Raw genomic sequence first — 18458 nt, 5'->3', positions numbered from 1 at the left:
ATTCAAATGGGTCGGATTGGCATTTCCAGAACAGCCTAACGCGTTGTTTTGACGACCGGCAGATCAGACTGGAAAAGCAATTCCAATTCATGGGAGGATTACATCAAAGAAAAGTGAGCGATTCAATTTGGTGCAATATCCGTTGCTTGCACAGAAAATTACTATTGGAGACGACGATGAGTGGCGGTGAAAACAAATTTGTCCCAGAACACGTAGAGCTGGATCCCAACCACGAGGACGCTATCGTTCGATGGTGCAACCGCATGATCCGCCACGGCGTTCGAGCGTTATCTGTCCTCATGCTCGGCATTATTTTGTTGGCAATTATTGATGCCGGTTTCACAACCTATCAGAAATTTATGGAACCACCTTTGTACATTCTGGAGGTTAGCGATCTTCTGGCGGTATTCAGTGCTGTTCTGGTCGTATTGATCGCGATCGAAATCTATACAAATATCACGCTCTACCTGACCGCCGACGTCATCCATATCAAGCTTGTAGTCGCGACAGCCTTGATGGCGGTCGCTCGAAAGATCATCACGCTGGACGACAAGAGCTTGGACCCTCACTACTTTCTTGGATATGCAGCGATCGGTCTGGCGTTGGGCGTAACGTACTGGCTCATAGCAAGAAAACCATGAGCGGAACCGCCCACCCCCTACAAGCATTCTGCACAAACTGATTGCCGCCCGGATTTGTTCGGATCAGTCCAACAATCTGGGCGCTGCGTCGTTTAGGTCAGGTAGTACTCGTCGATCTTAATGAATTGCGGCCATGTGTTGAGTGGACGGCAGGTTACAGTCGCCCGCCATTTGCAAACGCATGCGTCAAAATATACATACAAAAAGTGACATTTTGCTACAATGTTTGGCTTTTGTATGCCATACACCCCGAGAATTTATCTTTGATGGCTGGATTCGGAAATGGAAGAAAGAGACACACGATCAGCCCTGCGCAGGGGCTTTGCTCGCAAATGCCCGAACTGTGGCAAAGGGCACGTGCTTCACAAGTACCTAAAGGTGAATGATACGTGCACTGTGTGCGGCCTTGATCTGACACACGCGCGCGCCGATGATGGCCCTGCGTATTTTACGATTTTGATCGTTGGTCACTTAGCAGGCTTTGCGCTGCATATTATCTGGTCTGTCTGGGAACCTACGCCGTTGGTTATGGCGACGGTGACATCCGCCGGTGCAGTTGCGTTATCCCTGTTCTTGCTGCCACGGTTCAAGGGCGCGCTAATTGGGCTTCAGTGGGCAAAACACATGCACGGGTTCTAAGGCAGGCTTGCCAAGCAAGCCTAGGCTTTTCGGACAGATCAAGGCCCTAGTCGGTTGCGCAACTCCCTTCCGGAAAGCCCGGCTACGCAACATGATCTCCCTCAACCTTCAGTCACGCGACGCTCGCAAGGGCTATTTCAGCAAAAAAGATGAGCCGTCGCAGTAAGTTCTGCGATGGTTTTTCCTGTCGCCTCAAGCGAAACAGAACCCACGTCCATCTTTTCTTAATCTGGCTGAATCTACCGTGAGCGTTTGGACTTTCAGACAACCATCCAATCGTGCTGATCCGCGTTTTCCAACGCATCGACCAGTTTGCGCAATGCTGTCCCCAAATTCGCCGCGGTATCAGGAGACCCAAGCGCAACCCGGACCGCATTTGGCGCCTTGCCAAGCGCAAAAGCTGCACCGGGCACAAGCCCCAGCCCCGAGCCGCGCAGCTTCAGAACAAACTCTGTGGCGGAACACCCGCCCGGCAGCGGAAGCCAGACATGAAATGCGTCCTTTGGAACACGAATATCCGGCAGAGATTGATGCAGTACGCCCTGCCGCCGTTCAGTCTCAAACCGGATCGCGGACAAAATTTTGTCGGCCAGGCCAGAGGTGATCCAATTCGTTGCCAACCTTGCAGAAATCGGTGACACGACGCTGCCATTTGCGCGCATCGCCCGCCTGACGCTGTCATTCGACGTGCCGGATGGCGGCACCATAAAGCAAACGCGAAGCGACGGTGCCAGACACTTTGAAAGGGATGATACGTACCACGTCCGCTCTGGCGCAATGGCACAAAGCGGATCCGGCGCCGTGCTTGCAAGCACCCCATAGGCATCGTCTTCAATGATGTGAAGATCGTGCTTGCAGGCAACCTCGGCAATACGCGCGCGCCGTGCGACGGGCATTGTGATCGTCGTCGGGTTGTGCAAGGTCGGCGTGGCGTAAATGGCACGGGGCTTCGCGGTCTGGCAAACCTCATCCAGCGCGTCGGGGTCCAGACCGTCCGCATCCATTGGGATCGGCACAACGTTCAGCTTCAGGTGCCGCGCAAGCGCCAGAAGGCCGGGATAAGTCAATTCTTCGCAGCATATCGTATCGCCCGGCTCGAGTATGAGCGACAAAATAGTCCAGGTTGCGCCCTGCACACCATTGCAAATGATGATGTCATCATGCGGCTGAAGCCCCAGATGGCGCTGAAGCCAGAACTGCGCGGCCTGTTGGTCTTCATGACTGCCACCGGGCATCTGGTAGCGCATCAGAAACTCAACCCCATGTTCGGATCGAAGCGCATCAAAGCCCTGCCACATACTGCGCACCAGCCCAGCATCCTCTAACCGGGGAGGCACGTTCATGCTCATATCGACAGTCTGGTTTTTTGCGCTGTCCGAAGCCACCGGATTGGCAGGCCTGGACTCTTTGACGTAGGTGCCCTGCCCCACGCGCCCCTCGACCAAACCGTCTTTTCCTGCAGCCGAATACGCCCGGCTGACGGTCGTGAAATCAATGCCGAGAACACTGGCCAGCGCGCGCTGTGGCGGAAGCCGCTGACCGGGGCGCAGGACGCCCGCACGAATATCGCGCGCAATGGCTTCAGCAATCGCAAGGTACATAGGGCCGTTGCCTTCTTCGACGGCTGGAACCCATGCGACATTTGGCGTGCTGTCATTCATTGCTTCACTCCTTGTCTGCATTTATATGCCCTTTGTATGCATATTGAAATGCATCAATCACGCTTGTGCCGCCCTTATGGCCGCCGGGCAGAAAGAAGCGCAAGTAAACGAAAAACGGAAAGACTTTCGACGTTTCATTCCAACCTTTCAAGGCAATAGCACAGTGTTTCGCACCCGATTGCAGCACAGCGGTATGCAAAAACCGACAGAACCTAACTTGGGTACAATCCAAGCAAGATCAAGAAGTAACGGATGTCGTCTCCCTCACTATGTGCTCCGCGCGAACCCATATCTCCCCGTCAGGTGTCAGGCTATTATCGCCGCCTCAAATGGGTGATCTTGATCGTTACGCTGGGCATATATTACGTCACCCCATGGCTCAGGTGGGATTGGGGTCCAAACCTGTCTGATCAGGCGGTACTGGTCGATATTGCCAGCCGTTGGCTTTACTTTTTCTGGATCGAGATCTGGCCGCACGAATTCTATTTCGTCGCGAGCCTGTTCATTATGGCAGGTCTGGGACTGTTCCTGTTCACATCGGCGCTGGGTCGCGTTTGGTGCGGCTACGCTTGCCCGCAGACTGTCTGGGCCGACCTGTTCATTCTGGTCGAGCGATGGATTGAAGGGGACCGCAATGCGCGGCTCAGGCTGCATCGCAGCACGTGGACCCTGCAGAAGTGGCGGTTGAGCTTGACCAAACGGACCATCTGGCAGCTAATCAGTGTCGGGCCTGGCGGAGCTTGGGTTATCTATTTCGCCAACGCGCCAACGTTTCTGGCTGATCTGGTCGCATTTTTTGCCCACCCGGCCGCCTACGGCACCATCGGTTTCGTGACGCTGTCAACGTTCATCTTTGTCGACTTCATGCGTGAGCACATTTGCATTTATGCCTGCCCGGGGCCGCGCATTCAGGCTGCCATGATCGATGAACACACTCTGGTTGTAGGCTATCGTGACTGGCGGGGAGAGCCGCGAGGCAAAGCCAACACATTGGATGCCGGCAATTGCATTGACTGCAAGGGCTGAGTGAATGTCTGCCCGAAAGGAATCGACATCAGGAACGGATCACAGATGGAATGCATCACCTGCGCTTTGTACATCGACGCCTGCAACGACGTGATGACGCGGATCATGACCGGATATTGGGCAAGTTCAAAGAACGCTATCAGGAAGCCGTTCATTTGACGCTAATATATCCGGGCGTCAAACAGGCGCTGGATGCGCTGGTTCAGGGAGGTCACAACCTGGGAATTTGCAAATACAAGCCAACGGTCCCCTGCATGGACGTCGTTAAGCATCTTGATCTTGAAGAATATTTTTAGGTCGTGTGCGCCGGGGACAGACCGTCTGTACATAACCCCGACCCGGCTCCCCTGTATTCGGCCTATGCAGACCTGCCACCGGGGCCTGAGATTTTTGTCGGCGACAGCGGGGTTGATGCCGAGGCCGAAATGCGTGCGTAGGTTCCGTTTTTGCTGTTCACCGAAGGATATCGCAAGAAACCGGTCGGGTTGATTCCGCATACCCAATCCTTTTCCCACCACGACGGCATGCCGGGTTTTGTGGACGCACTATTAGCCGACTCCGAAAACGCCCGGTCGCCCTGATACACCCAGAGTCGATTCACCCCTTGAACCGCCAAAGTCAATTATTGGCGGTCCAAGGGGTGTGTTTTCTCGTCAATATTATTTCAGAATTATTTCAGACTTTTTGGCACATGTTTCAAATTTTAACCGATTCCTGCCGAAATTCCTTTTGTGATGCAATAATCTGCGCTCGCTGACCCAATCTGAACACGAAACTAACACTCCCCTTCACAAATCAGCGAAGCTCATACTCGGTCAGGTACCGCCTGTGGCATAAACGAGGACAAGGCCAGCCCGAAATGGTGCAGACAACGCTTGCCCAATAAGCGCGAGCGGTTCGAATAAGAGATATGTTTATTGACAGCGGCTAAGGACGACAAAATGGCTCTCGATCAAATGCAAGGCACTCCGCGGTCCTCAAAGGATATTCGCGGGGTACCGGTTTCTTATGGCGACGCATCGGCCATCGAGGGGTTGGAACGGGCGATTGAACAATCCTTGTCCTTCCGCGGAGACGCAATTGCCGGCATTGAAGCGATTTTGGCCGAGCATCCCCGCTTTGTCATGGGGTGGCTGTTCAAGGCTGGATGGCTGACACAGTTCATGGAAACGCGCGTGTACCCGCAGTTCATCGAAGCGATCACGCGCGCGGAACAACTGTCAGACCAGGCCAACACACGCGAGCAGGGTCACCTGGCGGCTGTCAAAGCCTGGGCGGCTGGTGATTTTTTTGGGGCCTTACAGAAGTGGGAGGCCGTTCTGACGCAATACCCTAAGGATCTGTTTGCGCTTGGTCTGATCCACTACACCATGGTTTTGCTTGGCGATGTCCCGGGGCAGCGCGACGTGGCCGCCCGTGTCTTCAACCTGTGGGATCCCGATATTCCGGGCTATGAGTTTGTTCTGGGCTTCTACGCTTTTGGGTTGGAAGAAAACCGCGACTTTACCCATGCCGAAGATCTGGCACGACAGGCATTGGATATCCGGCCTGACAACCCCTATGCGATTCACGCAGTAAGCCATGTGATGGAGATGCGCGGACAGCAATCCTGCGGCATCAAGTTCATGAAAGATCGCGCTGACGTCTGGGGCACGTCTAATTTCGCAAACCACCTATGGTGGCACACCTCGCTATATCACCTCGATCTGGAGCAATATGATCAGGTCTACGATATCTTTGATCACCACCTGGATTCCCGCCAGAAGGATGGCAACAAATACGAAGAGCTGGATGCGGCGGCCCTGCTGTGGCGTATGAATCTGGCCGGTCAGGATTCGGGCGACCGCTGGGTGCATCTGGCCAACAAATGGGAACCGGCGGCCCAGGACACGCTTTATGCATTCAATGATGTGCACGCGATGATGACATTTGCGTCTGACGACCGGTTAGAGGCACAAGACCTGTTGATCCACGCCAACAAACGCTATCTCGAAAGCGCCTCGGACGCGAACGCTGCAATGAGCCGCGAAATAGGAATGCCTTTTTGCATGGCAATTCAGGACTTTAAGCGCGAAGATTATTCCGCTTGCGTCGAACGCTTGTTGCCGGTCCGTTATATGACCCACCGCTTGGGCGGCAGCTTTGCCCAGCGGGACATCATCGGCTGGACCTTGCTGGAGGCCGCCTTGCGCGACAAACGCTATGATCTGGCGCTGGGGTTGGCCAATGAGCGCGCCGGATTAAAGCCAACGTCTGTTCAAAACTGGCGAGCCGTCGCGCGCGCGTTGAAAGGATTAGGCGATAACAGCGGCGCAGCTCGGGCCACGTCGAAGGCCGACGTGCTTGCCTCGGCCTGACAAGCCGGCAGACCCCTGCCCCTGATCTGTCGGGGCAGGAAACTACCTTCCATTTCACAAATCTCGCCCCAGATTGTTTTTGCTGCGGGCGCGCCCGGTATATTGAGTGGCTGAATAAGATGCCAATGCCGCTGCAGCGGCAGAACGTTCAGGTTCAGGCTGACCAGACGCCCAGTTTTCAGCTCTTCCATAACCGTATGTTTGAACAGCATAGCAATACCCAGCCCTGCATTCACGGCCTGTTTGATGGTTTCGTTACCCCATAACCGAAACCCGATAGCTTTGCCCTGCTCCCATGTCGTCCAGATAGCGCGCCATCAGCATCCGGGTGCCCAATCCCTCTTCTCGGGCGATGAACGTTCCCTGCAAAATCGCTTAGGACGACACTGCGCTTAACCCCGCCAAAGAATGTTCGGAGTTCGCGATCAGGATATAGGGATGCGACCCAATCATGGCCGACACAAGTTTGGGCGATTTCGGTGGGCGGCCCCGTTGCTTCGCGGAATACCAGCCATCAGCGAGACGTCCGCAGGCGCGGTCTTGGCGCGGGCGACGTTCTTGATCTGCACCAGCCAAGTTTCGCCCGTGGGAACGGCGGCCGAGTTCACCTCGATCTCTGTGGCCTTGGTGAACTCAGAAAAGATGAACTGCTTGAAGCTGTCCTTGAAGAACCCGCCATAGGTTCCGACCTTCAGCGGCTGTGCGGCGCTGACGATCGTAGGCACGGAAAGGGCGGCGGCAGTACCCAGAAAGCGGCGGCGCGGAAAGGTGATTGTGGCATTGCGGTCTCCTATTAGTGCCGTTAATTGGCCTGGTTTCCGGGCAAAACACATAGCATTTCATAGGCCAGGTTGGCCCCGATCAGCGCGGTGCAGCCGCTGACATCGTATTGCGGCGAGACCTCAACCAAATCGGTTCCGACAAGGTTGAGCCCGGCACAACCACGCACGATCTCAAGCGCTTGGATATTGGTCAGCCCGCCCATTTCAACCGTGCCAGTGCCGGGGGCATAGGCCGGATCCAGACTGTCGATATCAAAGGTCAGATAAGTGGGCGTATCTCCGATATTTGCACGGATATCTTGCATCAAGGGGATTAGAGACTTGTGCCAGCATTCTTCGGCCTGAATGACGATAAAACCCTGTTTGCGGCCCCAGTCAAAATCATCGGGCGCGTAACCCGTGCCGCGCAACCCGATCTGAAAAACTTTTTCATTTTGCAGCAACCCATCTTCGACCGCGCGCCGGAAGGGGGTGCCATGGGCGATCTTTTCGCCGAACATCTCGTCATTCGTGTCTGAATGCGCATCGACATGGATCAAGGCCACCGGGCCGTGCTTGCGGGCAATCGCGCGTAGCACAGGATAGGTCAGCGTGTGATCACCGCCCAGCGTGATCGGCACGGTGTTGTGGCTGAGGATCTGATCATAGGCGTCGGTGATGATGTCCACGGATTTTTTCAGATCGAAGGTGTTGATCGCTACGTCCCCGATATCCGCCACCTGCATATTGGCAAAAGGTGCCGCGCCGGTGGCCATATTAAAGGGCCGCAACATGCAGCTTTCAGCGCGAATTGCCCGTGGGCCGTAACGTGTACCGGTTCTGTTCGACGTACCGATATCCATTGGAATCCCAACGAAACAAGCATCCAGCCCCTGCGCTGTATCCTGAGCCGGAAGCCGCATCATCGTGGTTCCACCCCCGAAACGCGGCATCTCATTTCCGCCCAAAGGTTGATTGAAATGCGGCCTTGCGGTGTCTGGCATTGTGGTTCCCGTCGCGCTGTTTTTTCGACTATCGCCAGACCTTAACCAGAGGCGGGCGCTCGAAAAATACCGTTGCGCAAACTCTTACATTTTCATTTCCCAATGTAATTTGGCCTATAAACCCCTTCGAGAATTGAAATGAACAGCTCATTGACGTTAGGCAGGCTCCCGGAGCGGGTGACAATCTGCATGGTGCAGGTAAAGTCGCCGTGGCTATTGGGCAGACGCCGGACACGGCCCTCGCGCTCCAGTGGGGTTGCCAGATGCAGGGGCAACAGACCGACATAGGCTCCGCTCAGAACCAAGATGAGCTGAGCTTCGATTTTCTGCACAAACAGGTCCCTTTCGGACGGTTTCAGGGTCTTCCGCCTTTGCTGATTCCAGTATCCGCGATGCACCCAGGCCTGACGTGCGATCACATCCTCGGTGATCTCTTCTGCGAGGGCGCCAAAAAGAGGATGTGTACCCGCACAATAGAGCGCGTGGTTTTCATCGTATAAATCGGTCAGACTTAACCCGTTACCAACATTATCAAAACTCCCAATCCCAATGTGGTAACTACCGTCCAGAATACCTTGTAGAATCTCCTGCGGCTCGGAAATCGAAAGATCAATCCGAACTGCGGGCGCGGCTTCGGTGAACCGTTTTATAGCTTGCGGCAGCTTGAAATTTTTGTCGCTTGTGGTGGCGTCAACCACCGCCAGCTTCAAACGGCCCACCATATTGCCTTTCAACTCGGCCAGATGGGTCGAGTGTTCGTCCAAAGACCCAAGCAGAGCCATGCCTATCTCATGCACCATCTGACCCTTTTCGGTCAGCAGGAACCCGCGGCGCCCGCGTTGACACAGGCGCACGCCCAAACGCTCCTCTAACGCAGTAATATGGTTTGAGATCGTCGGCTGGCTGATGCCAAGCTCAACCTGCGCAGCCGAAAAACCCCGATTGCGCACCACACTGTTAAATACGGTCAAAAGATGGATGTCTGAGCCAGTTATTTTCATCTTTTCATTGAGCCTGAGAAATGTATCCGTTTGCAACGCACTATTTGTTGAATCCGGCATTCTGAATACGGTCGCGAAAGGAAACGCTGAATTTTTGATCCAACTGCACCACGACAAGGGGTCGAACATGAAAATCACCGCATTTCAGATGCAGGCGGGCGGCACCCCCCAAGACCGTTAGACCCGGTTGGAACAGGCCATGCGCGATGCCAAGGCAGAGGGCTCCGATCTGCTCGTCGCGCCCGAGTTGGCCATTTCCGGATATGGCGCGGGGCAGAACTGGGGACATTGGCGCAGCCAAAGGACGAGCCCTGGGTACAAAAACTGCAGCAATTGGTGCGCTGATCTCGGCGCAGATAGATCCGGCCAGATATGAAAAGTCCCGTTCAGACAATCCTTATTCGTCGGACACGCTAACGCTTGACCTTACGCGCCCGTGACACGGACTCTTGCAACCCAATTGATCATACACTTCTAGTGTTTCGAATATTGAATTTCGGGTCGCACCAGCATTTGGAAAGATTCTGTTGGTGAGAAGTTCGTAAGGAAACTCGGGCCACGTCTTTCGCATTTCAGTAACAAGTTGTCGCGCAGACTCTGAGTTTCCTAATTTGTTTTGCGCAACAGCTTGAAACAGCAATGAAGGGGCGCTGACAGGGGCGCCGGCGGCTGGAGCGCCTTGAAAGGCTTCGACAACACTTTCGTAATTCCCGAGCATAAGCTGCGAGACCCCCCAGATGTTTCTTGCGCCAAATCGGCCAGATCCCGTTCGGGATCTCTCGGGGTTGCTGACTTGGGCTGCAAGCTCGGGTGCATTGGCAACAATGGCCGTTATTCCAACAAGATCCAAAACATGGCCGTCCGATGGGGTCAGTTCGATCGAAATCTTCGCAAATTTCAAAGCGTCGTTTGACTGACCGCTTACAGCCAATACCCATCCATTTGCAGCATTCGCCCACGCATCAGTTGGGGATAATTCAAGCGCCTTCCCTGACATTTTCGAAGCTTGGCCAATAAGCTCTTCTCTCTGCGCTTCATCCGGTGACAACAATGCCAGAGTCGCCAAAACCTGCGCCGATCCGGCGTAGCCGTCGGACAGCGCAGGGTCGAGTTCGGTCGCGTGCTGGAACATTCCTAGTGCGATCCGCTGACGTTCAGCGTCAAAGACGGGGAAAAACATGCCGCGCGCCTGATCCGCAAGGTTAGACGCCTGCAATCGCGTCAAAGACTGCTCGCCAAGTGCGGCTCGTTCCGCTTGCTCTCTGAAATTGGATGTTGGCATAGACTCGTTGCGTTCCCAGCCGAGCCAAATCCCAAGGCCAGCGACAGAAGCGAGAGCCCCAAATCCGAAAAGCAATGCGCGCCAGGAACGCCGCGCAGCACCTTTGTGCGTTCTAACATTTTCGGTGCGATCTTCAGGCGGGGCCTCGTACGAAAATCGAGGTTTGTAGCCGCCAGGATCGACAAATATCTGAACGCCGGTACCATCCCAGTGATCGTCATAGTACTCACGCAGTAATCGACGCAGCCGTCTGGCTTCGACACGAACAAGGTTTTGACCGCCAGAACCGTCAATGCGGCGCCCATAGACCTCGACAGCGATTGCTTTACCCCGAATCTGGGGGCCGCGACCCGCGATAGTTTCCTCGACAACGTAGGTAGGAAACTGCTGGAGGCGGGGCGAAGCCTGAAACTCTTCGCTTGATACAACACGCGCGAGTGCTTCGCGGACAAGATCCGGCGACGGCTGCCCAACATCTTGATCTATCTGCAAATCATTGACTGTGTTCAAGGCAAACTCACCCCCAACTCACGGTGACTCACTTGGCCGATGCGGTCAACCACACTCATCTGGATGTGAGAATAGATAGTGGGAACCGGGATTTATCCAGTGGCGGTGGATCTGATTGAAGAGATACCAGAACTTTCCGAAGTGCTTTCAGGGCGTATCAAAGCGGATGCGTTGCTGAAAGAAGTCATCGAGGACCTACGGAAGGTTTCGACGCAATTGGATGACGTATCCATCACAGCCTCAGAGCGCGCGGAATGGGCCCACATCAAATCTGAACTCGTGAACGAGCTTCGCCGGATGGTGAAGCGCGATCCTCGTAGCATTTCCAATTGAGGGCATGGCCATGACAAAAGAAGACAACAGCAAAGATATTAAGAACAATCCGAACCAGCAATCTGACGAAATCGAAAACCCTTCACGGCGGCACGTTATTCAGGGGTTGGCCGCAGGTGCAGTCGCAACCGGAGCGGTCAGTTACGGTACAGGCGAAGCGCAAGCGCACCAAGGCAATGGACCACTGGGTGAAACCCTTAAGAACCCTTACGGCGGCAGGCCTGCCGGGGGCATCACTTTGCCAGAGTATTTTCGCCCCACGAAATACATGACAGGCTCGAACGCGAACTATTTCCCGCTGTCCGAGGAACTCGGGCCTGACGAGATGCGGATTTCATTCTGTGGTTCAACTCCATTTCCACCCCGTGAAGATCAGGCCGGGACATGTATCATGGTGGAATTGGGCAATGGAAAACGGTTCTTCTTCGATTTCGGATCGGGCTGCGTTCGCAATATCATCGGGATGCAGGTTCCGGGTCAGTTGATCAATGACATCTTCATCACACACCTGCATGTCAATTGCGCAGGCTTTGTTGCCAGCGGATCAATTCTGGAATGCAGCGAAAAGGACTGGGACTTCAGTTTTGACCTTAACGTCAAAGCAATGTTCAGGCTGATCCAGCTAACCCTGCCCGGAATGCTCAAAGAAGGTGGCGGGTCGATCATCAATATGTCGTCCGTCGCATCATCCATGAAGGGCGTACCGAACAGGTTTGCCTATTGCGCATCAAAAGCGGCCGTGATCGGCCTGACCAAGTCCGTCGCTGCCGATTTCGTAACCCAAAAAATCCGGTGTAACGCGATTTGTCCGGGGACGGTCGACAGCCCAAGCCTGCACGACCGTTTGCGCGCGTCGGGTGACTACGACCAAGCAATGACTGACTTTATCGCGCGGCAACCGATGGGCCGGATCGGCAAACCGGAAGAAATAGCCGAACTTGCACTGTATCTCGCAAGTGACGCCAGTAGATATACCTCGGGACAACCATTCGCAGTCGACGGCGGTTGGACCATCTGAACGGAAAGGGACCATGAAATGAAACTGCTGAGGCACGGAACTGTGGGGGCAGAAAAACCCGGCATTCTGGACGAGGACGGCAATATCCGCGACCTATCAGGCATCGTTGACGATATCTCAGGTCCGGTTCTAATCGACGAAAGCCTGAACCGCTTACGGGCTGTAGACGTCGCCAACTTGCCGCTTGTTGCGGCAGACACACGTATCGGGTCCTGCGTCGGACACGTGGGCAAGTTTATCTGCATTGGCTTGAATTATGCCGACCACGCCGCTGAAAGCGGAATGGCATTGCCGGATGAACCCGTAATCTTTTTCAAGGCGACATCGGCTATCATCGGACCCAACGACACCGTGGAAATCCCGCGCAATTCAGTCAAGACCGATTGGGAAGTGGAATTGGGCGTCGTCATCGGGAAAGAGGCAAAATATGTCTCAGAGGCCGAAGCTCTGGATTACGTGGCCGGATATTGTGTGATCAATGATCTATCCGAAAGGGACTTTCAGTTGCATCGTTCAGGTCAGTGGGTCAAGGGGAAGTCCGCAGACACTTTCGGCCCGATCGGCCCTTGGCTGGTCACACGCGACGAAGTACCAGACCCGCAGAACCTGCCGATGTACCTAGAGGTCAACGGGCATCGGTATCAGGACGGGTCGACAAAGACGATGCATTTCGGCGTCGCGACCGTTATTTCGCATCTGTCGCAGTTCATGTCCCTGCAGTCGGGGGATGTCATCTCAACCGGAACACCGCCGGGTGTTGGCATGGGTCAAGACCCTGCGACTTATCTGAAACCCGGTGACAAGATGGAACTAGGGATCGAAGGGCTGGGCATTCAACGGCAGAACGTTGCAGCCGGATAAACCGGCTTTCGAACCCGGAAAACACCTTTGCATCCGAGCCGCAAACCATGTGTTCGGGGCAATCCTTCCAGCAAGTGTTCCCACAGATTAAATCAAAATAGTAAATTCAAGCAAGACGGCGCATCCGACTAAATGTGGTCAGTGGCAGGCCGCTTGACCTGCATACATCCCCAGACCCGCGCCGGCTGCGGTAGACAGAGCCTTGCCTGTTCCACCACCGAACCGGTTCCCAACCACTCCACCAAGTGCGGCACCGCCCAGAACACCCGCAGCGCAGCGCGCGTCATGCTGTAGTTGGGCCTGAGTTGGCGTTGTTGGGGCCCCACATGCCGCCAAGAACAACGATCCGCCAACAATGCTGGTCAACACCACCTTTTTCATCCTGATCGCCTCTGATTTTGTCCAATGGGATACCCGATTAGGTGGTCCGTGAGCGGTTTCCCTGCAAGGCTCCAACCGCAATATTAAGCAACCGTAATCTTATCTTAATGTACTCACTTGGCGCTGAGCTTCTCACTCAATGCGCGCAAGGGTGAGGATTCAGGGTATTCGTCATTTTCGTCCTGCGTGTGCGACCCCTCTCACAGAGTTTGGATCAAGGTCGCACCCCGACTGGATTTCACCGCTTCAGGATCGAAGCCCCAGCGTATTCGGCGACCTCGCCCAGCGATTCCTCGATGCGGATCAGCTGGTTGTACTTGGCCAACCGGTCCGACCGCGCCAGCGAGCCGGTCTTGATCTGGCCGCAATTGGTCGCCACGGCCAGATCGGCAATGGTGGCGTCCTCGGTCTCGCCCGAGCGGTGCGACATCACGTTGGTATAGCGCGCGCGGTGGGCCATATCGACGGCGCGCAGGGTTTCGGTCAGCGATCCGATCTGGTTCACCTTGACCAGCATCGAGTTCGCGCAGCCGCGCTCGATCCCTTCGGCCAGACGCGCGGGATTGGTCACAAACAGGTCGTCGCCCACAAGCTGGACCTTGTCGCCGATAGCGTCGGTCAGGGCCTTCCACCCGTCCCAGTCATCCTCGGACATGCCGTCTTCGATTGAGATGATCGGATAGTCTTTGACCAGCGCCGCCAGATACTCGGCGTTTTCCTCGGAGGTCAGCGAAATATTCTCGCCCGACAGAACGTATTTGCCGTCCCTGTAGTACTCGGTGGCGGCGCAATCCAGGGCAAGGTGGATTTCCTCGCCCGGCTTGTAACCTGCCTTTTCAATGGCTTGCAGGATGAAATCCAGCGCTTCGCGTGTGGATGCGATGTTGGGTGCAAAGCCCCCCTCATCGCCGACGCCAGTGGCCAGACCTGCCGCCGACAGTTCGCGTTTCAGCGTGTGGAACACCTCGGACCCCATGCGCACCGCTTCGCGAATATTCGCGGCCGAGGTCGGCATGATCATGAATTCCTGAATGTCGATCGGGTTGTCCGCGTGCTCACCACCATTGATGATGTTCATCATCGGCACGGGCAGAACGCGCGCCGACGTGCCGCCGACATAGCGATACAGAGGCTGCGTGGTGAAATCGGCTGCGGCCTTGGCCGTGGCCAGCGAGACACCCAGAATGGCGTTCGCGCCCAGACGGCCCTTGTTCTCGGTTCCGTCCAGTTCGATCATCGCCTGGTCGATGGCGACCTGTTCAGTCGCGTCAAAGCCAACCAGTTCTTCCGCGATCTCACCGTTCACCGCAGCAACGGCTTCCAGCACGCCCTTGCCCATATAGCGCGCCTTGTCGCCATCGCGCTTTTCCACCGCCTCATAGGCGCCGGTCGAGGCCCCCGACGGCACCGCCGCCCGGCCCATCGTGCCGTCTTCCAAAATCACGTCCACCTCAACCGTCGGGTTGCCCCGACTGTCAAGAATTTCACGGGCGTGGATGTCGATGATTGTGCTCATTATGTGGCCCTCAGACTTTGGTTGCCATCACGCGGGCGGTGTCCAGCATTCGATTGGAGAAACCCCATTCATTGTCGTACCAGCTCAGAATCCGAACCATTCCACCCTCGGTCAGACGGGTCTGCTGGGTGGCAAAGATCGACGAATGGGGGTCGTGATTGAAGTCTGCGGAAACCAACGGCTCATCTGTCACCGCCAGTACCCCACGCATTTCGCCGTCTGCTGCGGCGCGAATTGCGTCGTTGATCTGATCCACGGTTACGTCTTGTTTCGGCATAAAGCAAAAATCGACAGCCGAAACATTCGGTGTCGGCACCCGGATGGCAGAACCGTCCAATTTCCCTTTGAGCTGGGGAAGAACCTCACCGACAGCACGGGCCGCTCCTGTCGAGGTCGGGATCATCGACATCGCGGCCGCTCGGGCGCGGTAGAGGTCTTTGTGCATCGTATCCAGGGTAGGTTGATCACCTGTGTAAGAATGCACTGTGGTCATGTAACCGGTTTCAATCCCAAAGGCGTCGTCCAGCACCTTGGCAACCGGAGACAGGCAGTTGGTTGTACAACTTGCATTCGACACAACGATCTCGTTGCCTGTCAGACTTTTGTGGTTCACGCCATAAACGATCGTCTTGTCAGCACCCGAAGCCGGGGCGGAAACCAAAACTTTCTTTGACCCATTGCTCACGTGCTGAATGGCGCTTTCGCGTTTTGTAAACAGACCGGTGCATTCAAGTGCGACGTCGACATCCTGCCAAGCCAGCTTTGCGGGGTCGCGCTCTGCACTGACGCGTATTTCGCGCCCACCAACAAGCAAAGTGTTTCCATCAACCTGAATATCTGTATCCAGTCGCCCATGAACGCTGTCGTATTTCAACAAATGCGCGTTCGTCTCAATCGGACCAAGATCATTGATGGCCACCACGGCGACATCGTTCCGCCCTGCCTCAACCAAAGATCTTAGGACACTGCGACCGATGCGACCAAACCCGTTGATTGCTACTTTTACCGTCATTTTACTTCTCCAAAAATTTAGAATGCCGCTTCGGATTGCGCATCAAGGGATTCTGACATCGACACGACGCGCAGGATGTTCGTGGTGCCTGCAGTGTTGAAAGGAATGCCCGCCGTAACCGCGATGCGGTCATCCTGACCGGCCAGCCCCATATCCCGCGCGGCGCAGACTGCCGCTTTTACCGCGCCCTTGAAACGGATGGCGGGATCGACCGGAGCACAGGATAGACCCCAAACCAGGCCCAGCCTTCTGGCGACGGACGGATCGGGGGTCAGCGCCAGAATAGGCACGCGCGGGCGTTCCCGTGCGGCCAACGTGGCCGTCGAGCCGGACATGGTGTAACAACAGATCGTCTTCAGCGCGGTCGTCTCAGCGATTTCCCGAGCCGCAGATGTAATCGCCTCGGACACCGTGCTCTTGCAGGGGGTGCGTGCTGCTTCGATCGCTTCAAGGTAACCGGGATCCTGTTCCGTTTCCTCGGCTATAGCGTTCATCATCTGAACTGCATCGACCGGAAATTGTCCCGCTGCGGATTCTGCCGACAACATGACCGCATCGGCACCGTCATAAATGGCCGAAGCGACATCGGACACTTCAGCGCGGGTGGGCACAGGGCTGCCGGTCATGCTTTCCAGCATCTGAGTTGCGACAATCACAGGCTTCCCGGCCGCGCGGCACCCCCGCACCAGCTGCTTTTGGATTGCCGGAACCTTTTGGATGGGCAGTTCCACACCCAGGTCGCCACGCGCCACCATGATCGCATCCGACGCATCCAGAATTGCAGGAAAACAGTTTACCGCCGCCGGTTTTTCAATCTTGCTCAAAATACGCGCCCGGCCTTTTGCCAGTTTGCGCGCGTCTTCGATGTCTTCGGGCCTTTGCACAAATGACAAGGCAAGCCATTCGACACCAAGCTCGCACACAAACTCAAGATCTGCCCGGTCCTTGTCGGACAACGCAGCCAAAGGAAGCACGACATCAGGGACATTCACGCCTTTGCGGTCGGAAATACGCCCGCCTACCATAACGCGACACTCGGCATGTTGGTCTGAGCAATCAATCACAGACATGCGAATGAGACCGTCATTGACCAGTAGCGTTGCACCCGGGGTCAGAGCCCGGAAGATTTCCGGATGCGGCAACTGAACACGATTTTGATTTCCCGCGGTGCCCTCCAGATCAAACCGAAAGCTCTGCCCATCGACCAACAGCGCACCACCGCCTTCGAACAGGCCGCAGCGCAGCTTGGGGCCCTGAAGGTCTGCCAGAATACAAATGGGCGCGTTCATATCCGCCTCAACCTTGCGGATCGTGGCATGCAACCGGGCGATATCATCGTGCCGTCCGTGGCTCATGTTGAGGCGGAACACATCCGCCCCTTCGGTTTTTAGGGCACGGATGGTTTCATAGCTGCTTGAGGCTGGACCAAGCGTCGCCACAACTTTGATGTTTCTGTTTCGGATCATTCGGACCTTGCCCCTGAACCATTTTCATTTGTTATCGCTAACAATCATCATTCAAGCCAAAAGTCAACATTTTCGCGCATTCAGGCGTTCTTTTTTGGCAATTATGTTCGATAATTTCGAATTATCTTGAAAACCACACAAAAACCGCACATCTATTTTTGAGCGCAAAGGATCAAAACATGCTCGGCAAGAACAGAAAATCTGAGATTCTGCACATCGCTCAAATCGAAGGAACGATCCGGGTCGAAGATCTTGCCCGACGCTTTGGGGTCGCCGAGCAGACCATCCGCCGAGACCTTGCGCAGCTATCTGATACCGGCCAACTGGAACGCGTTCACGGGGGCGCTGTCGTGTCTTCGGGGGCGGGAAATCTCGACTATGTGCAGCGCCGCAGCCGAAATACTGAAGGCAAGGCAAGAATTGGCCGAGAATGCGCCGGCAGCATTCCAAACGGCGCAACCGTTTTCATAAACATCGGAACCACCACCGAAGCTGTTGCCCATGAGTTGCTGGCCCACAAAGACCTGTTGGTTGTCACCAACAGCCTGAACACCGCCAATATCCTTGCGGTGAACCCGGATATCGAAATTGTTGTCGCAGGTGGTTCGTTGCGGCGCACAGACGGTGGTCTACTTGGCAACCTGACAACACAGGTGGTGGATTTGTTCAAATTCGACCATTCAATCATAAGCTGCGCCAGAATTGACGCAGACTTGGATCTGCTGGATTTCGATTTTCAGGAAGTGCGCGCGACGAAGTCCATCATACGACAGTCAAAGTCGACTTTTGTGGTTGCCGATAGCTCAAAAATGCTGCGGTCAGCCCCTGGGCGGATTGGGAATCTTGCCGATACCGATATCCTTTTCACCGATGCACCGTTGCCGGACGGTATGATGCAGAAGGCGCGCGAACTCGGCACATCCATCAACGTCGCGCAACCCTGAGGCGCGGTCGCAAGGCCAAGGTGGCGCCCTGCGACCGCTTGCGGT

At 55.4% G+C, this 18458-nt stretch carries 18 protein-coding genes and 2 pseudogenes; 9 read left to right on the top strand and 11 right to left on the bottom strand.

From position 1 onward, the window contains the following. The first annotated feature begins 176 nt into the window (after positions 1-176). A complete protein-coding gene (locus tag ACT2B1_RS18885) occupies positions 177-641 on the top strand; it encodes a phosphate-starvation-inducible PsiE family protein (protein ID WP_217354453.1) in 465 nt (154 codons plus the stop codon). Positions 642-923: 282 nt separating this feature from the next. Continuing rightward, positions 924-1280, top strand: coding sequence for a DUF983 domain-containing protein (locus tag ACT2B1_RS18880; RefSeq protein ID WP_481669152.1), 357 nt, complete (start codon positions 924-926; stop codon positions 1278-1280). A 260-nt stretch (positions 1281-1540) separates the two neighbouring features. Here the strand turns inward: ACT2B1_RS18880 and ACT2B1_RS18875 are convergent, their stop codons facing one another. After that, a complete protein-coding gene (locus tag ACT2B1_RS18875) occupies positions 1541-2941 on the bottom strand; it encodes an aminotransferase-like domain-containing protein (protein WP_481669151.1) in 1401 nt (466 codons plus the stop codon). Between the two features lie 252 nt (positions 2942-3193). Here ACT2B1_RS18875 and ccoG point away from each other — a divergent pair. From ccoG to ACT2B1_RS18860, 3 genes and pseudogenes are all read left to right on the top strand, one after another. Beyond that, positions 3194-4072: pseudogene (gene ccoG / locus ACT2B1_RS18870) on the top strand (cytochrome c oxidase accessory protein CcoG); the annotation flags it as partial. Next, entirely contained in the window at positions 4018-4263 is a 246-nt protein-coding gene (locus ACT2B1_RS18865) for an HAD hydrolase-like protein (protein ID WP_171125513.1), read from the top strand. The pseudogene ccoG and the gene ACT2B1_RS18865, both read left to right, overlap by 55 nt. 645 nt (positions 4264-4908) lie before the next feature. After that, complete coding sequence (locus ACT2B1_RS18860; protein WP_217351017.1) at positions 4909-6324, top strand: tetratricopeptide repeat protein; 1416 nt, start codon at positions 4909-4911, stop codon at positions 6322-6324. Here ACT2B1_RS18860 and ACT2B1_RS18855 read toward each other — a convergent pair. The 6 genes from ACT2B1_RS18855 to ACT2B1_RS18830 all read right to left on the bottom strand — a co-directional run bounded on the left by ACT2B1_RS18855 (position 6225) and on the right by ACT2B1_RS18830 (position 10882). Continuing rightward, positions 6225-6536, bottom strand: coding sequence for a type 2 periplasmic-binding domain-containing protein (locus ACT2B1_RS18855; protein ID WP_371808193.1), 312 nt, complete (start codon positions 6534-6536; stop codon positions 6225-6227). The two genes, ACT2B1_RS18860 and ACT2B1_RS18855, sit on opposite strands and share 100 nt — an antisense overlap. A 237-nt stretch (positions 6537-6773) precedes the next feature. After that, on the bottom strand, positions 6774-7157 hold the full coding sequence (locus tag ACT2B1_RS18850; protein ID WP_171172830.1) for a type 2 periplasmic-binding domain-containing protein: 384 nt from the start codon (positions 7155-7157) through the stop codon (positions 6774-6776). Further along, positions 7127-8089: an agmatinase gene (speB, locus tag ACT2B1_RS18845; RefSeq protein WP_171125560.1), complete on the bottom strand. Its 963-nt coding sequence runs from the start codon at positions 8087-8089 to the stop codon at positions 7127-7129. The genes ACT2B1_RS18850 and speB overlap by 31 nt, the downstream gene beginning before the upstream one ends. 92 nt (positions 8090-8181) lie before the next feature. Next, entirely contained in the window at positions 8182-9060 is an 879-nt protein-coding gene (locus tag ACT2B1_RS18840) for a LysR family transcriptional regulator (protein WP_171125558.1), read from the bottom strand. Between the two features lie 70 nt (positions 9061-9130). Continuing rightward, positions 9131-9379 carry a hypothetical protein gene (locus ACT2B1_RS18835; protein WP_171126729.1) on the bottom strand — a complete coding sequence of 83 codons (249 nt, stop codon included), beginning with the start codon at positions 9377-9379 and terminating at the stop codon, positions 9131-9133. Between the two features lie 108 nt (positions 9380-9487). Further along, the gene (locus tag ACT2B1_RS18830) at positions 9488-10882 is read right to left on the bottom strand and encodes a hypothetical protein (protein WP_481669150.1); all 1395 of its coding nucleotides are present in this window, start codon (positions 10880-10882) and stop codon (positions 9488-9490) included. 99 nt (positions 10883-10981) lie between these two features. On the opposite strand from ACT2B1_RS18830, the gene ACT2B1_RS18825 reads away from it, so the two are divergent. The 3 genes and pseudogenes from ACT2B1_RS18825 (at position 10982) to ACT2B1_RS18815 (ending at position 13094) form a co-directional block, all read left to right on the top strand. Beyond that, positions 10982-11215, top strand: a complete 234-nt coding sequence (locus tag ACT2B1_RS18825; RefSeq protein ID WP_171125552.1) for a hypothetical protein — start codon at positions 10982-10984, stop codon at positions 11213-11215. A gap of 514 nt (positions 11216-11729) precedes the next feature. Then, positions 11730-12233: pseudogene (locus ACT2B1_RS18820) on the top strand (SDR family oxidoreductase); the annotation flags it as partial. 18 nt (positions 12234-12251) lie between these two features. Beyond that, the gene (locus ACT2B1_RS18815) at positions 12252-13094 is read left to right on the top strand and encodes a fumarylacetoacetate hydrolase family protein (protein ID WP_171125519.1); all 843 of its coding nucleotides are present in this window, start codon (positions 12252-12254) and stop codon (positions 13092-13094) included. 138 nt (positions 13095-13232) lie between these two features. Here ACT2B1_RS18815 and ACT2B1_RS18810 read toward each other — a convergent pair whose 3' ends face one another. The 4 genes from ACT2B1_RS18810 to pyk form a co-directional block, all read right to left on the bottom strand. Then, on the bottom strand, positions 13233-13475 hold the full coding sequence (locus tag ACT2B1_RS18810) for a glycine zipper 2TM domain-containing protein (protein WP_171125516.1): 243 nt from the start codon (positions 13473-13475) through the stop codon (positions 13233-13235). Between the two features lie 238 nt (positions 13476-13713). After that, positions 13714-14991 (bottom strand): phosphopyruvate hydratase, encoded by a 1278-nt coding sequence (gene eno, locus ACT2B1_RS18805; protein WP_481668957.1) that lies wholly within the window; start codon positions 14989-14991, stop codon positions 13714-13716. 10 nt (positions 14992-15001) lie between these two features. Further along, positions 15002-16003: a type I glyceraldehyde-3-phosphate dehydrogenase gene (gene gap / locus ACT2B1_RS18800; protein WP_171124699.1), complete on the bottom strand. Its 1002-nt coding sequence runs from the start codon at positions 16001-16003 to the stop codon at positions 15002-15004. A 17-nt stretch (positions 16004-16020) separates the two neighbouring features. Continuing rightward, positions 16021-17469: a pyruvate kinase gene (gene pyk / locus ACT2B1_RS18795; protein ID WP_171241417.1), complete on the bottom strand. Its 1449-nt coding sequence runs from the start codon at positions 17467-17469 to the stop codon at positions 16021-16023. A gap of 179 nt (positions 17470-17648) precedes the next feature. Between pyk and ACT2B1_RS18790 the strand changes: the two genes are divergently transcribed. Further along, positions 17649-18413 (top strand): DeoR/GlpR family DNA-binding transcription regulator, encoded by a 765-nt coding sequence (locus ACT2B1_RS18790; protein WP_481669149.1) that lies wholly within the window; start codon positions 17649-17651, stop codon positions 18411-18413. The last annotated feature ends 45 nt before the right edge of the window (positions 18414-18458 follow it).

It is taken from the genome of Ruegeria sp. S263 (assembly GCF_056780525.1).
The sequence above is the reverse complement of the archived record's forward strand: the minus strand, read 5'-3'. Positions and strand labels throughout refer to the sequence as shown.